This is a genomic window from Delftia lacustris (assembly GCF_040267515.1).
In the GTDB taxonomy this organism is placed as follows: domain Bacteria; phylum Pseudomonadota; class Gammaproteobacteria; order Burkholderiales; family Burkholderiaceae_C; genus Comamonas; species Comamonas tsuruhatensis.
This window is the reverse complement of record NZ_CP141274.1, coordinates 3,569,516-3,582,698: the sequence shown is the minus strand read 5'-3', so window position 1 is coordinate 3,582,698 and position 13,183 is coordinate 3,569,516. Positions and strand designations below refer to the sequence as shown.

14 protein-coding genes are annotated in these 13,183 nt (G+C 67.6%); 4 read left to right on the top strand and 10 right to left on the bottom strand.

All coding sequences use genetic code 11. From position 1 onward, the window contains the following. Nucleotides 1-30 precede the first annotated feature (30 nt). Both U6958_RS17780 and lexA read right to left on the bottom strand, forming a co-directional pair. The gene (locus U6958_RS17780; RefSeq protein WP_016445895.1) at nucleotides 31-438 is read right to left on the bottom strand and encodes a hypothetical protein; all 408 of its coding nucleotides are present in this window, start codon (nucleotides 436-438) and stop codon (nucleotides 31-33) included. 162 nt (nucleotides 439-600) lie between these two features. Further along, nucleotides 601-1,275, bottom strand: coding sequence for a transcriptional repressor LexA (lexA, locus tag U6958_RS17775; RefSeq protein ID WP_016445896.1), 675 nt, complete (start codon nucleotides 1,273-1,275; stop codon nucleotides 601-603). A 98-nt stretch (nucleotides 1,276-1,373) separates the two neighbouring features. Between lexA and U6958_RS17770 the strand changes: the two genes are divergently transcribed. After that, nucleotides 1,374-2,363 (top strand): asparaginase, encoded by a 990-nt coding sequence (locus U6958_RS17770; protein WP_074922348.1) that lies wholly within the window; start codon nucleotides 1,374-1,376, stop codon nucleotides 2,361-2,363. Nucleotides 2,364-2,453: 90 nt separating this feature from the next. On the opposite strand, the gene adk is transcribed toward U6958_RS17770, so the two are convergent. The 6 genes from adk to U6958_RS17740 form a co-directional block, all read right to left on the bottom strand. After that, nucleotides 2,454-3,110, bottom strand: a complete 657-nt coding sequence (gene adk, locus U6958_RS17765; protein ID WP_016445898.1) for an adenylate kinase — start codon at nucleotides 3,108-3,110, stop codon at nucleotides 2,454-2,456. Nucleotides 3,111-3,366: 256 nt separating this feature from the next. After that, nucleotides 3,367-4,161, bottom strand: coding sequence for a 3-deoxy-manno-octulosonate cytidylyltransferase (gene kdsB, locus U6958_RS17760; protein ID WP_074922345.1), 795 nt, complete (start codon nucleotides 4,159-4,161; stop codon nucleotides 3,367-3,369). A gap of 53 nt (nucleotides 4,162-4,214) precedes the next feature. Further along, complete coding sequence (locus U6958_RS17755; RefSeq protein WP_016445900.1) at nucleotides 4,215-4,397, bottom strand: Trm112 family protein; 183 nt, start codon at nucleotides 4,395-4,397, stop codon at nucleotides 4,215-4,217. A 64-nt stretch (nucleotides 4,398-4,461) separates the two neighbouring features. Beyond that, nucleotides 4,462-5,478 (bottom strand): tetraacyldisaccharide 4'-kinase, encoded by a 1,017-nt coding sequence (gene lpxK, locus U6958_RS17750; protein WP_074922342.1) that lies wholly within the window; start codon nucleotides 5,476-5,478, stop codon nucleotides 4,462-4,464. A 12-nt stretch (nucleotides 5,479-5,490) separates the two neighbouring features. After that, nucleotides 5,491-5,916 (bottom strand): biopolymer transporter ExbD, encoded by a 426-nt coding sequence (locus tag U6958_RS17745; protein ID WP_012205405.1) that lies wholly within the window; start codon nucleotides 5,914-5,916, stop codon nucleotides 5,491-5,493. 22 nt (nucleotides 5,917-5,938) lie between these two features. After that, nucleotides 5,939-6,571, bottom strand: coding sequence for a MotA/TolQ/ExbB proton channel family protein (locus tag U6958_RS17740; RefSeq protein ID WP_016445902.1), 633 nt, complete (start codon nucleotides 6,569-6,571; stop codon nucleotides 5,939-5,941). A 395-nt stretch (nucleotides 6,572-6,966) separates the two neighbouring features. Between U6958_RS17740 and xseA the strand changes: the two genes are divergently transcribed. Together xseA and U6958_RS17730 are read left to right on the top strand one after the other, a co-directional pair. Next, nucleotides 6,967-8,292 (top strand): exodeoxyribonuclease VII large subunit, encoded by a 1,326-nt coding sequence (xseA, locus tag U6958_RS17735; protein WP_074922340.1) that lies wholly within the window; start codon nucleotides 6,967-6,969, stop codon nucleotides 8,290-8,292. Between the two features lie 318 nt (nucleotides 8,293-8,610). Then, nucleotides 8,611-9,192: a superoxide dismutase gene (locus U6958_RS17730; RefSeq protein ID WP_016445904.1), complete on the top strand. Its 582-nt coding sequence runs from the start codon at nucleotides 8,611-8,613 to the stop codon at nucleotides 9,190-9,192. Between the two features lie 103 nt (nucleotides 9,193-9,295). Here U6958_RS17730 and U6958_RS17725 read toward each other — a convergent pair whose 3' ends face one another. Further along, the gene (locus U6958_RS17725) at nucleotides 9,296-10,840 is read right to left on the bottom strand and encodes an MFS transporter (protein ID WP_074922337.1); all 1,545 of its coding nucleotides are present in this window, start codon (nucleotides 10,838-10,840) and stop codon (nucleotides 9,296-9,298) included. Between the two features lie 113 nt (nucleotides 10,841-10,953). On the opposite strand from U6958_RS17725, the gene U6958_RS17720 reads away from it, so the two are divergent. Then, nucleotides 10,954-11,835, top strand: a complete 882-nt coding sequence (locus tag U6958_RS17720; protein WP_074922335.1) for a LysR family transcriptional regulator — start codon at nucleotides 10,954-10,956, stop codon at nucleotides 11,833-11,835. A gap of 34 nt (nucleotides 11,836-11,869) precedes the next feature. Here the strand turns inward: U6958_RS17720 and U6958_RS17715 are convergent, their stop codons facing one another. Beyond that, nucleotides 11,870-13,090 (bottom strand): MFS transporter, encoded by a 1,221-nt coding sequence (locus U6958_RS17715; RefSeq protein WP_074922332.1) that lies wholly within the window; start codon nucleotides 13,088-13,090, stop codon nucleotides 11,870-11,872. Nucleotides 13,091-13,183: the final 93 nt, after the last annotated feature.

The window sequence follows — 13,183 nt, the reverse complement described above, 5'->3', positions numbered from 1 at the left end:
CCGGGTGGACGGGTCGGTCTCAGGGCGACCTCAGGCCGGTGTCTGCGCGCCGTGCGCTTCCATGCGTTCGAGGGCGGCACAGACATCGGCCATGCGGCCCGAGATGAACAGGCATTCGGGCTGCTCCTGCGGCGAGCGCTGGATGATGCGCAGACCCGAAGGCAGGGCCTGATCTGCCGGAAGGGAGGGCAGTTCGGGTTGCAGGGGCAGCAGCAGCTGCGCATCCCTGTGTTCTGGCAGCCGTGCTGACTTGCTGCGCCGCTGCTGGCTGCGGCGGCGTGCCTTGCTGAAGGACAGGATGGTCGCCTGCTCGGATTGCACAGGCGATTCGGGCTGGATGGTGCGCATGGCGGGCTCCATGGCGGCGGCGGGCAGGCGAATGCCCTGTGCCAGGCGCAGGAAGGACAGAGAAGACAGTGTTGGCAGAGCGAATCCCATGTGACGACTCCTGTTGGCGTATTTCAAAGAGGCATGGACACAGGCAGGATTGCGGTTTGCGGGCAAAGCTCCGCCCAGGGCGAAGCTGCAAGGCTTCGCGCCTACCACCTGGGCGGTGCATGAAATAGGGTGTGGCAACCCGTGCAGGGCTGCCCGTCCGGCTTACATGGACATGCTGTTGCGGATCAGCCCCACGGCCAGGCCTTCAATGGCAAAGGCCTCTTCGGGAGCGACGCGGATCACCGGGTAATCGGGGTTTTCCGGCAGGAGCTCCACGCCCTGCGTGGTGCGGCGCAGGCGCTTGACGGTGACTTCATCTCCCAGGCGTGCCACGACGATCTGCCCGTTGCGGGCTTCATGCGCGGACTGCACGGCCAGCAGATCGCCGTCCATGATGCCCGCGTCGCGCATGGACATGCCGCGCACGCGCAGCAGATAGTCCGGGCGGACCTGGAACAGGCTGGGTTCGACGGAATAGGTCTGGTCGATATGTTCCTGGGCGAGAATGGGCGAGCCCGCCGCAACGCGGCCCACCAGCGGCAGCATCAGCGGCGCCAGGGCCGACAGCGGCAGCCCGAAGCTGGTGCCGCGTGCGGCATTGATGTTGCGCACGGTGTCGGTACGCAGGCGAATGCCGCGGGAGGTGCCGCTGACCAGTTCGATCACGCCTTTGCGGGCCAGGGCCTGCAGATGTTCCTCTGCTGCGTTGGCGGACTTGAAGCCCAGCGTGTTGGCGATTTCCGCGCGGGTGGGGGGCGCGCCCGTGCGGGAGATGGCGGCCTGGATCAGGTCCAGGATCTGTTGCTGGCGGGCGGTGAGCTTGGGATGGTCGAGCATGGCGTGCGTCCGGTCCTTGAATTCAGATGGCAGGCAGAGAAGTCATCTGATGATTTATACAGTATCTGTATTTTTAACCAGTTTTCCAAGAGGTGCAAGTGGGGCAGTCAAAGTTGGTGATTCTTGGCACGGGCGGCACCATCGCCGGCCGGGCGGATTCGCAGTCGCAGGCAGTGGGATACAAGGCCGGACAGATCACGGTGCAGTCGCTGCTCGATGCCGTGCCGGATCTGGAGCAGCAGGCGCTGGGGCCTGTGCAGACGCAGCAGATCGCGCAGGTGGACAGCAAGGATATGGACTGGCCCGTGTGGCGCGCGTTGCTGCGTGCCTGCACGCAGGCGCTGGAGGATGCGGACACACGCGCCGTGGTGATCACGCATGGAACGGACACGCTGGAAGAGACGGCCTGGCTGCTGCACAGCCTGCTGCCTGCCGCCAAGCCCATAGTGCTCACTTGCGCCATGCGCCCGGCCACGGCCCTGCTGGCCGACGGACCGCAGAATCTGCGCGATGCCGTGACCGTGGCCGCCAGCGGCGGGCGCAGCGGTGTGTGGGTGGTGGCCGGCGGCGAAGTGCATGCGGCGGCCCAGGTGCAAAAAGTCCACCCTTACCGACTGCAGGCCATGCGCTCCATGGAAGGTGGCCCGCAGGCCGTGGTGGAGGAAGGACGCGTGCGCTGGCTGGTGCCTGATGCGCCGGTCACGCCGGTCGCCCCCGTTGCGCGGATGGTGATTTCCGCTCCCGCGCTGTCTGACCTGCTGGCGCTGGATGAGCTGCCCTGGGTCGAGGTGGTGTTCAGCAGTGCCCTGGCGCGAGCCTGCGGCGTGGATGCGCTGGTGGCCGCAGGCGTGCGCGGCATCGTGGTGGCCGGCACGGGCAATGCGACCGTTCACGAAAGCATGGAAGCAGCCTTGCTGCGTGCGCGCGACAAAGGCGTCTGGATCTGGCGGGGCACGCGCTGCGCCGAAGGCCTGCCCGTTGCCTCGGGGCTTGGCACGGACCCCGCAGAGGCCGATCTGGTCCAACTGCCCGTGGCCAAGGCGCGGATTGCCATGATGCTGGCGCTGGCCGCGCAGCCGCGCGACTGATCCTCCGGGCGTCGCCGGCGCTTCAGATGCAGGCGGGCAACAAAAAAGCACCCGGCGGGTGCTTTTCTGGGGTCTGGCGCATGGCCTGCGTCATTCAGCCAGTGCTGCCAGGGCGCGCTGGGTGATGTCTTCCACCGAGCCCAGGCCGCTGATGGCGCGGTACTTGGGGGCTGCTGCGGCTTCCTTCTCGGCCCAGGCGCGGTAGTAGTCCACCAGTGGGCGGGTCTGGCTGCTGTAGACGTCCAGGCGCTTCTTGACCGTTTCTTCCTTGTCGTCCTCGCGCTGCACCAGCGGCTCGCCGGTCACGTCGTCCAGGCCTTCGACCTTGGGCGGGTTGAACGTGACGTGGTAGGTGCGGCCCGAAGCGGGGTGGGAGCGGCGGCCGCTCATGCGCTCGATGATGGCATCGAAGGGCACATCGATCTCGAGCACGTAGTCCAGCTTCACGCCGGCGGCCTTCATGGCGTCGGCCTGGGGAATGGTGCGGGGAAATCCGTCGAACAGGAAGCCGTTGGCGCAATCGGGCTGGGCAATGCGCTCCTTGACCAGATTGATGATCAGGTCGTCGCTGACCAGTTGGCCGGCGTCCATCACGGCCTTGGCCTGCTGGCCCAGGGGCGTGCCGGCCTTGACGGCGGCACGCAGCATGTCACCGGTGGAGATCTGGGGAATGCCGTACTTCTGGCAGATGAAAGCGGCTTGCGTGCCTTTGCCGGCGCCGGGTGCGCCCAACAAAATCAGTTTCATGGAAGTCCTTGAGGAGAGTAGAAATTCTTGTCTGCCGGATCGGCCCACCGGGGCGGACAGTCCATGCGTCATATTTTTGTCGCGGGCAAGGATAGCACGCACAGGGCCAACACTGGCTTACACGCACAGGGCAAAACTGTCGCCTGTGCAATCGCCAAAACCTGCGTTTTGCTGTCCGACAAAACCGCATGGGCGGTGTTGCTGCAAATGGCGATGCCCGGCATCGCCATTTGTGCGTTTTCAGCGGCCGGCCGATTCAGGCCGGCGGGTTGGACAGCTGGGCGCGCATCCGCTCCAGATCCTCGCGCGTGTCCACGCCAGGGCCGGGTGCATGGAGTGTGACATGGACGGCGATGCGGTGGCCGTGCCACAGCGCACGCAACTGCTCCAGGGCCTCCAGTGCCTCGGTGGGTGCCTGGGAAAGCTGGGGGAAGCTGCGCAGGAAGCCGGCGCGATAGCTGTAGATGCCGATGTGGCGCAGCGGTGCGAAGCCGGGGTGGCCCAACGCTGCCGATGCCGTCTCCCACCATGCCTGGTCCGCATGCTCGCGCGCGAAGGGAATGGGCGCACGGCTGAAATAGTGGGCCATGCCCTGGGCATCGCAGACGACCTTGACCACGTTCGGGTTGACGAAGTCGGCAAGGCTGTCAATGGCATGCGCCGCTGTTCCCATGCTGGCCGAAGGTTGCCGGGGCAGCAGGGCGGCCACGGCGTCGATGAGTTCGGGGGCGATCAGCGGCTCGTCGCCCTGGACATTGACCACGATGTCATCGCCATCGAGACCCAGCAGCGCGCAGGCCTCGGCCAGTCGGTCGCTGCCGCTGGCATGGTCGTTGCGCGTGAGCACGGCCGCCACGCCATGCGCGGTACAGGCGGCGAGGATGCTTTCGTCATCGGCTGCGACCACGCACCGCGCGGCGCCGCTGCGGCTGGCGCGCTGTGCCACGCGCACGACCATGGGAAGCCCTGCAATGTCGGCCAGGGGCTTGCCCGGCAGGCGGCTGGAAGACAGGCGGGCGGGAATCAGAACCGTGAAGGGCGCGGAGGTCATGGTGCGTGCAGGAGTGAGGCGAAGGCGTGGGGCGGCGCAGGTGATGGGAAAAATCAGTCCTCGATCTCGTCGTCGTCCAGCGTGCGGGCCTCGGTTTCCAGCAGCACGGGAATGCCGTCGCGCACCGGGTAGGCCAGGCGCGCGCTGCGCGAGACCAGTTCCTGGTGCTCGCGGTCAAAGCGCAGCGGGCCTTTGGTGACGGGGCAGACCAGCAGTTCGAGAAGTTTGGCGTCCATGGCGGATCCTGTGTTTTGAAGGGAAAGGGCGGGCCGTGGCAGCCAGCCGAGACGGAGATGATAGTCAGGCGGGGCAGGGGCGCAGTGCCTGCAGCCGCTCATCCAGCAGAGCCCAGAAATCCGCCGGCAGCTGCAATTGCAGCGCAACCGCCCAGGCCTGGGGATGGGTGCGCCACAGCTTGACGGCATCTTTTTCGGTGCAGACCAGCGGGTCTTCGTTGCGCCCCAGGCGCTGGAAGCTCTCAAAATTATAGTGATCCGGAAGCGCCTGGACATGCTCCAGCGTCAGGCCTTGCTCGCGGGTCAGCATGGAGAAAAAGCCTTCGGGCCGGGCCACTGCCGCCACGGCCTCCACGGGCTGCGCACGCAGGGAGGACAGTGCGATGCGCTCGCCTTGGGCATTGACGGCTTCGCTGGACAGCTGGCGCTGCATGGCAAACGCGGGGGCGTCGGTGTCGGGGGCTGCGCCTGCATGCAGCACGGCGGTGACGGGGCGCGGCCAGGGCTCGCGCAGCGGGCCGGCCGGCAGCAGCCAGCCGTTGCCGATGCCGTCGTCATTGAAGACGCACAGCTCGATGTCGCGGGCCAGGGCCAGGTGCTGCAGGCCGTCGTCGCTGATGACCACATCCACCTGCGGGTGGCGGGCGCGCAGGGCCTGGACGGCCTCGATGCGCTTGCGAGCCACGAAGACCGGCACGCCGCTGGCACGCGCCAGCAGCGCGGGCTCGTCACCCACGTCGGCGGGGGCGCTGTCAGGACGGGCTTCGCGGCAGTCGTCCGTGCTGCGACCATAGCCGCGCGAGACGATGCCGGGACTCCAGCCGCCATCGCGCAGATGGCGGGCCAGGGCGAGCGTGACGGGGGTCTTTCCGGCGCCGCCCGCAATCACGTTGCCGACGACGATGACCGGAATGCCGGCCTGACCCCCACGCCTGAAGCCCAGTGCATAAGGCAGCCGATGCAGGCCCAGCAGGGCGCGGTACAGCAGGGACAGGGGAAGGAGCGCGCAGGCCAGCGGACCGCGGCGGCGCCAGGCCGCGCGAAGCCCCCGGGCTGAGGGCGCAGGACCAGTCCGGGGCATGGCGGCTTGCCTTCAGCGCCCGGCGCTGGCCGAGGTCTGCGTGGCGAAGGTGATCTGGGACAGTCCGGCGCGGCGCGAGGCTTCCATCACCGATACCACGGACTGGTGCGGCGCAGTGGCATCGGCGCTGATGATGACCACACTGTCCTTGCCGGCGACGGCCGCTGCGGCCAGCGCCTGGGTCAGGCCGGTGACGCTGCGGTCTTCCACGGCGGTCTTGTTGATGGCATAGCGGCCATCGGCTGCGATGGCGACGATGATTTCGCGGGGCCGGTCGCGCTGCTGCTCGACGTCGGCCACCGGAAGGGTCAGCTGCAGCTCGGTGAACTTGCTGTAGGTGGTGGACAGCATCAGAAAGATCAGCACCACCAGCAGCACGTCGATGAACGGGATCAGGTTGATCTCGGGTTCGTCACGGCGGCGGGGACGGAAGTTCATGTCAGGTCTCTCGCGTGCTGGTTCACTTGCCGCCGACGCGGGTGAGGTGGCGCACGAACTGTTCGGAAGCCAGCTCCATGCCCAGCAGGTAGCCGTCGACGCGGGCGCGGAAGTAGCGCCAGAAGATCAGGGCCGGAATGGCGACGATCAGGCCGAAGGCCGTGTTGTACAGGGCGATGGAGATGCCGGCCGCCAGCTGGGCGGGGTTGCTGCCGCCGGTGGCCGATGCGCCGCCTTGCGAGCCGAAGATCTCGATCATGCCGATCACCGTGCCCAGCAGGCCCAGCAAAGGGGCGGCAGAGGCGATGGTGGCCAGCGCGCTCAGGTGTTTTTCCAGCGTGTGGGCGGCGGCGCGGCCGGCGCCTTCCATGGACGCGCGCAGCTCTTCCTCGCTGCTGTCCGGATGGGCCTGCAGTGCGCGCAGCCCGCTGGCCAGGACCTCGCCCAGCGTGGAGTTCTGTGCCAGTTGCTGCACGACTTCCTGACTGGGCAGGCCGCGCGAGGACACGGAAATCGCCTCGCCCAACAGGGCAGGCGGCGCAACACGGGCTGTTTTCAGCGCCACGAAGCGTTCAAAGACCAGGGCCAGAGCCAGGATGGAGCAGGCAATCAGTGGCCAGATCGGCCAGCCTGCGGCTTGTATGATCGACAGCAAGTTGTTTTCCCCCCGCGTTTAACTGCAGCCGACGATTATGGCCCAGCCATGTGGCCGGTCCAGGCGTCCCGGCTGCGCGATCGGCCTAAAACTGTGACCGGGCGCAGCATCCAGGCAACGGGCGGTGTCCCGGTTTCCGGCCTTGGGCTTGCTCATATAGCACAATTTTCTGTGGATAACTTTGTTATCAAGCTGCCTGCGCAGATGCGGCGGCGACGGCGAATGACCACTGTGACAAATGTGAATTCTTTGTTTCAGTAAAAAATCTCTTATTAATCAAATGCTTGCGAGGTATTCTTGAGATTGCTTGTGCAAATCATCGCCAAAGTGCCTCTTCAAGGCTGCATCTGCCGGCCTGTGGAGAATGTTGCACTGCATGCTGACCGGGAGCCCGCATGAGCGGTGCATTTGGCGCAATGAATCCAGCAGCGGCGCCGCTGGTCTGGGAAGTCGGCGCGCTGTGCCGCGCCGTGAGCGATGCCTTGCAGGCGCGCTTCAATCCGGTGGCGGTGCGCGGCGAGATCAGTGGCTTCTCGCGCGCGGCCAGCGGCCATTGCTACTTCAGCATCAAGGACGCCGGCGGGCAGATCCGCTGCGCCATGTTCCGGCGCGCGGCCCAGCTCATGGACTTTTCGCCGCGCGATGGCGAGCTGGTCGAGTTGCGGGGCCGGCTGGGTGTCTACGAGCAGCGCGGTGATCTGCAACTGGTCGTCGAAAGCATGCAGCGTGCAGGCCAGGGCGCACTGTTCGAGCAGTTCCTGCGGCTGAAGGCGCAGCTGGAGGCCGAAGGCCTCTTCGATGCGGCGCGCAAGCGCAGCCTGCCGCCGCTGCCGCGCGGCATTGGCGTGGTGACTTCGCCGGGGGCTGCCGCGCTGCACGACGTGATCACCGCGCTGCGCCGCCGCGTGCCCCACATCCCCGTAGTGCTGGTGCCGGCCCTGGTGCAGGGCGCGCAGGCACCGGCCTCGCTGATCGACGCGCTGCAAAGGCTTTATGGGCTGGCGCAGGAAGGCGCGGGATCGGTGGCCGGCGCGCCGCACATCGACACCATCTTGCTGGTGCGCGGCGGCGGCTCCATCGAAGACCTCTGGGCCTTCAATGACGAGCGCCTGGCCCGCACCATCGTGCAAAGCCCGGTGCCGCTGATCAGCGGCGTGGGGCACGAGACCGACTTCACCATTGCCGACTTCTGCGCCGACCTGCGCGCGCCCACGCCCACGGCGGCGGCAGAGTTGGTGAGCCAGCCGCGCGAAGTCTGGCTGGGTGCGCTGCAGCTCATGCAGGGCCGGCTGGAGGACGGGGTGCAACGGCTGCTGGACCGCCAGCAGCAGCGCCTTGACCTGGCGTCGCAGCGCCTGGGCCGGCCCAGCGAACAGCTGGCGCGCAGCCGGCTGCAGCTCAGCCGCCAGGCGCAGCGCCTGCGCCATGCCATGCAGTTGAGGCTGCAGCGCATGGACCACGCGGGGCAGGGCCTGCAGGCGCAGCTGCCTGCGGGCATGCGCCGCGGCCTGGACAGGCGCGCGGACCACCTGGCGCGCATGGAGCTTCGCCTGCAACTGCTGGACCCGCGCCTGGTGCTGCAGCGCGGCTATGCCCTGCTCACCGATACCGAGGGCCATCCCGTGACCGAGGCGCGCCGTGCGCCACCGGGCACGGCGCTGCAGGCGCAACTGGCGGACGGCAGCCTGGACCTGGTGGTGACGCAGCCGCGCCTGCTCTGAACTGCGGCCCGCTGTGTGCAGCGTTCGGCGTGCAGGGAGTGGCGGGCGGCAGGCGGTATCCGTGTAGGCCGATTGGCCGGATTGCGGTCAATTCACATCCACCCTCGCGGCAGCGGGCCAAGATGGCCGATTTGGAGCGCGCTTTCGCCGCAGGGTCACGAACTTGTTCCTACAATGCCCGTTCGGGTGCGTGAGGGCCAGGGCTCGCAGCAATGCGCGCAATGCAGGCCCCGCGCGACGGTCACGGCAGGCGCTGCATGCGCTCTGCGCAACAGGTGCTGGCCCGTCCTAAAAGATTTCAACCACGAAGGAAACACCATGGAACATACCTTGCCCCCTCTGCCCTATGCGATTGACGCGCTGGCACCCCACTACAGCCAGGAAACGCTGGAGTACCACCATGGCAAGCACCACAACGCCTATGTGGTGAACCTGAACAATCTGCAAAAGGGCACCGAATTCGAAAGCATGACCCTGGAAGAGATCGTCAAGAAGTCTTCCGGCGGCATCTACAACAACGCAGCCCAGATCTGGAACCACACCTTCTTCTGGAACTGCATGGCCCCCAACGGTGGCGGCGAGCCCACCGGCGCCCTGGCTGACGCCATCAACAAGAAGTGGGGCAGCTATGCCGCCTTCAAGGAAGCCTTCGTGAAGTCGGCCGTGGGCAACTTCGGCTCCGGCTGGACCTGGCTGGTGAAGAAGGCCGACGGTTCGGTGGACATCGTCAACACCGGCGCCGCCGGCACGCCCCTGACCACGCAAGACAAGGCCCTGCTGACCGTGGACGTCTGGGAACACGCCTACTACATCGACTACCGCAACCTGCGTCCCAAGTTCGTCGAGACCTTCCTCGACAAGCTGGTGAACTGGAAGTTTGCCGAGCAGAACTTCGCCTGATCGAAGCACCTGCCAGCAATGTGCACGCGCAACGTGCACGCAGCGCCCAAAAAGCCCCGAAAGGGGCTTTTTGGCTTTCTGGCTGAGGCCGGGGTGCCGCCGTTCAGCGGCGCTGACCGCGCAGCCGCCACCCCGTCCACAGCGCCGTGCACACCAGCAGCAGCGTGGCGCCGGCGATCACGGCGCTGAAACCCTGGCCGAAGGCCGTGCGTGCCATTTCGGTCAACTGGTGCGCGGCCTGAGGCCTCAGCTGTTCGGCGGCCAGCAGGGCTTCGTCCAGGCTGTCGCGCACGGAATCGGGCAGGGCCAGGCCCAGCCCCTCAGGCAGGCGCAAAGAGCCTGCGTAAACGGCCGACAGCAGGCTGCCCATCAGCGTCACGCCCAGGGCGCCGCCCAGCTCGTATGACACCTCCTCGACCGAAGCCGCCATGCCTGCACGGTCTGCGGGAGCGCTTTGCATGATGGTGCTCGACGCCGTGGTCATGGCCGCGCCTATGCCCAGGCCCAGCAGGGCCAGCGCCCCCGCCTGCGGCCACCAGCCCATGTCATGGACCAGCAGGTAGCCGCCCATGCCCAGGCCCGACAGCAACAGGGAGGCCGGCAGCATGCGGGCCCCACCCACTCGCGGCAGCCAGTGGCCTGCGACGGGGCCGGCAACAAAGGCGGCCAGCGGCAGCGGCAGCACGGCCAGGCCCGCCTGCAGCGGAGACAGGCCCTGCACCAGTTGCAGGCGCTGGCTGAAGACCAGTTCCATGCCGATCAGCGCTGCCGCTGCCACCAGGGCCGAGGCCACGGCCGTGGCAAAGGCCGGGTTGCGGAACAGGGCGAAGTCCAGCAGCGGGTCGCTGCTGCGCCGCTGGCGCCGCACGAACAGGGCAAGAAAGCCCAGGCCCAGCACCAGGACCACGGCGGCCAGGGCCCAGTCGGGCGATTGCTTGCCAGCCTCCTTGATCGCGTAGGTGCTTGCCACCAGGCCTGCCATGACCTGCAGCGAGCCCACAAAGTCCCAGGGCCGCTGCGAGGTGGCGCCGCCTGCGGGAATCAGCCACCAGGCCAGGGGCAGGGCCAGCGGCACGATGGGCACGTTGATCAGGAACACCGAGCCCCACCAGAAATACTCCAGCAGCAGCCCGCCTACCACGGGGCCGAAGGCCGCACCGCCCGATGCCACCGAGGCCCAGATGCCGATGGCCAGCGCGCGCTCGCGCTCATCGGCAAAGCTCAGGCGGATCAGGGACAGCGTGGCCGGCATCATCATGGCCGCGCCCACGCCCAGCAGCGCGCGCGCCGCAATCAGCAGGGCGGGCGAGGGCGCAAAGGCCGCGCACAGCGATGCCAGGCCGAACACGCACAGCCCGGCCATGAACAGCCGCTTGTAGCCGAGCCTGTCGCCCAGCGTGCCCATGCCCAGCAGCAGGCCGGAAACCACCAGGGCATAGATATTGACGATCCACAGCTTGGCGGAGGCCGTGGCTGCCAGATCATGCGTGAGGCGCGGCAGTGCCGTGTAGAGCACCGTCATGTCGATGACGATGAGCAGCAGCGCCACCGAGACGATGGCCAGCACCAGCCAGCGGCGCGGGTCGGCCGCCAGAGATTTGGAGGGATGCCCCGCAGCGGGGACCCGGGTTTGCGTCGTGAACGCCATAAAGCACCTGTTTGCCCCTGGCCTTGTGGGCCGGAGCTTCCTTTGGATGAAAGCCGCAGTTTCCATCAATAAAATGCTTTATAAAAGTTTGATTCAATCCATAAAATTGATGGATGGAATGGACACTGGACAGACTGAGGCATTTCGTGGCGGTGGCCGAGGCCGGCACCATGACCGAGGCTGCGCGCCGCCTGGGCCGTGCGCAATCGGCCGTGAGCACGGCCATCGGCCTGCTGGAGGCCGATCTGGGGCTGGAGCTGTTCGACCGTGTGGGACGCCATGTGCGGCTCACGGCCGCAGGCGAGGTCATGCTGCTGGAGGCCCGGTCCCTGCTGCACCAGGCCCAGGCTATGGACCACCGCGCACGCGCCCTGGCCGCAGGCCGGCAGGCGCGCCTGGCCGTTGCGCTGGACGAGGCATTGCCCTATGTGCCGCTGGCCCAGCTGTTCAAGGAGCTGGCGGCACGCTTTCCGGCCATGGAGCTGACCGTGCTGAACGGCACGGCCTCCGAAGTGGCCGAGCATGTGGCGGCGCAGCGTGCCCAGGTCGCCTTCCAGTTCGACCGAGCGCCTGCGCCGGCCACCTGTGCCCAGCGCCATATCGGCAGCGTGCCGCAGACCATTTGCGTGGCCAAGGGCCATGTGCTCGATGGCGCAGAGCCCTTGACGCGCAGGCAGCTGGCCGCGCACCGCCAGTTGCTGATGCACATCGAAGGCGTGGAGGACACCGTGCTCAGTCCCGCCGTCTGGCGCTCCAACAGCTTCTATGTGATTGCCGACATGGTGGCCGACGGCCTGGGCTGGGCCATCCTGCCGGTCAATATTGCCGAGTTCGGCGATCTGCGCCCGCATCTGCGGCAACGCGCCTGCGAGGGGCTGGCGCTGCCGCCGCTGACCGTGCGCATGCTCTGGCTGGAAGGGCTGGCGCCCGGGGTCGAAGCGCTGTGGATGCGCCAGCGCCTGGCCGAGCTGCTGGCCTTGATGGCCACGGCCTGAGCGGTCTGGGCTGGCGCGGGCGTTGGGGCCGTGTTCAGGTGCAGGCAGCGGCTGCGTCTTCGGCAGGCGGGCTCTCTTTCGCTCGTGCCTGGCGTGCGGCCAGCACGCCCAGGGCCCACATGACAGCACCGGCCAGCAGCGCCACCACGAAGGAGATGCGCGCGCCCCACAGGTCGGTGGCCCAGCCGGCGGCGGCCGCGCCCAGGGCCACGCCCATGGCAATGCCGGTCAGCAGCCAGGTCATGCCCTCCGTCAGGCGCTGGGGCGGCACCTGCTGCTCCACCAGGCCCATGGCCACAGTGATGGTCGGGCCGAAGGTAATGCCGGCCAGCAGCACGGCCAGGGTCAGCGTGAACACATTGGTGGCCAGCAGCAGGGGCACGGCCGTGATGCAGACCGAGGCGCCCACCCAGGCGATCTGGCGGTGCAGCGGCGCCTTCAGGCGCAGCGTGCCGAACACCAGTCCCATCACGCAGGAGCCCAACGCATAGAACGAGAGCACGATGCTGGCCGCCGCCGGCTGGCCCTGCTGCGTGGCAAAGGCCACGCTGGCCACGTCGATGGTGCCCACGATGATGCCCTGGGCCAGCATGAACAGCGCCAGCGTGCGCACCACGGGATGGCGGGCCAGCGATTGCTGGCGCGTGCGCCGCTGCGATGTGTCCACGGGTGGCTCTGTACGACGCTGGGCCACGAACAGCGCCACGCCCACCAGCAGCAGCAAGGAGGCGGCCAGCGGCCCGGCCTCGGGGAACAGCACCATGCTCAGGCCGACCGACAGGGGCGGGCCGACGATGAAGCAGACATCGTCCAGCACGGCCTCCAGCGCATAGGCCGTCTGCAGTTGTGGCGTGCCGCGCAGCAGCACGGTCCAGCGCGCACGCACCATGGCCGGCATGCTGGGCAGGGCACCCACCAGCGCTGCCAGCACCAGCAGCAGCCACTCCGGTCCCTGCCAATGCGCGCACGCCAGCAGCGCAAACATGGCGGCAGCACTCACGGCCGCTGCCCAGGGCAGGACCTTGCGCTGGCCATGGCGGTCCACCAGGGCCGAGATGCGGGGCGCCAGCACCGCGATGGACAGCGCAAAGCAGGCAGCGACCGCGCCGGCCAGCGTGTATGCGCCGCGCTGCTGGGACAGCATGGTGATCAGGCCGATACCCGTCATGGAAAGGGGCAGGCGGGCCAGGAGACCGGCCAGCACAAAGGCGGCCGTGCCGGGCCGGGAGAACAGCTGGCGGTAGGCGTGGAACATGGAAACCTCGGAAGACGGACAGGCCGCTGCAATCACATACGCGGCGTATGTCAGCGATTCTACGGGTTGCCCATGACGCGCCGTATCATTGGC

Bases quoted from the DNA above. Each gene is read 5' to 3' on its own strand.
- U6958_RS17780 (WP_016445895.1), bottom strand. From the start codon at position 438: ATGGGATTCGCTCTGCCAACACTGTCTTCTCTGTCCTTCCTGCGCCTG.
- lexA (WP_016445896.1), bottom strand. From the start codon at position 1,275: ATGCTCGACCATCCCAAGCTCACCGCCCGCCAGCAACAGATCCTGGAC.
- adk (WP_016445898.1), bottom strand. From the start codon at position 3,110: ATGAAACTGATTTTGTTGGGCGCACCCGGCGCCGGCAAAGGCACGCAA.
- kdsB (WP_074922345.1), bottom strand. From the start codon at position 4,161: ATGACCTCCGCGCCCTTCACGGTTCTGATTCCCGCCCGCCTGTCTTCC.
- U6958_RS17755 (WP_016445900.1), bottom strand. From the start codon at position 4,397: ATGGACGCCAAACTTCTCGAACTGCTGGTCTGCCCCGTCACCAAAGGC.
- lpxK (WP_074922342.1), bottom strand. From the start codon at position 5,478: ATGCCCCGGACTGGTCCTGCGCCCTCAGCCCGGGGGCTTCGCGCGGCC.
- U6958_RS17745 (WP_012205405.1), bottom strand. From the start codon at position 5,916: ATGAACTTCCGTCCCCGCCGCCGTGACGAACCCGAGATCAACCTGATC.
- xseA (WP_074922340.1), top strand. From the start codon at position 6,967: ATGAGCGGTGCATTTGGCGCAATGAATCCAGCAGCGGCGCCGCTGGTC.
- U6958_RS17730 (WP_016445904.1), top strand. From the start codon at position 8,611: ATGGAACATACCTTGCCCCCTCTGCCCTATGCGATTGACGCGCTGGCA.
- U6958_RS17725 (WP_074922337.1), bottom strand. From the start codon at position 10,840: ATGGCGTTCACGACGCAAACCCGGGTCCCCGCTGCGGGGCATCCCTCC.
- U6958_RS17720 (WP_074922335.1), top strand. From the start codon at position 10,954: ATGGAATGGACACTGGACAGACTGAGGCATTTCGTGGCGGTGGCCGAG.
- U6958_RS17715 (WP_074922332.1), bottom strand. From the start codon at position 13,090: ATGTTCCACGCCTACCGCCAGCTGTTCTCCCGGCCCGGCACGGCCGCC.